This is a genomic window from Promicromonospora kroppenstedtii DSM 19349, from assembly GCF_000515355.1.
GTDB lineage: Bacteria > Actinomycetota > Actinomycetes > Actinomycetales > Cellulomonadaceae > Promicromonospora > Promicromonospora kroppenstedtii.
Map to the genome: position 1 here is coordinate 16,773 of NZ_KI911613.1, position 275 is coordinate 17,047.

The window sequence follows — 275 nt, forward strand, 5'->3', positions numbered from 1 at the left end:
CCACCGAGCCCAGGACACCCGCCTGGTCGGCGGCCAGGAGCGTGCCGGCGCCGTCCTTGCGGTCCAGGCTCAGCTCCAGCGCCTCGACCTTCGCGGCCGCGGCGCTGCGGTCCCGCTGCGCCGTCGTCACCTGCTCCTGCAGGTGACGTACCTCGGCCTTGGCCAGCTCCAGCACCTCGGACGCCGCCTCGTGGGCCACGTCGAGCCCCTCCTCGCCCCCCTCGACGCCGCCGACCTCGGTCTCCAGGGCGGACAGCTCACGGGACGACTCCTCG

General features: G+C 75.3%; 1 protein-coding gene. It reads right to left on the reverse strand.

Annotated elements, in window-relative coordinates:
* The coding region (locus tag PROKR_RS33870) for a hypothetical protein (RefSeq protein WP_036959856.1) at positions 1–275 on the reverse strand (275 nt) is incomplete at both ends.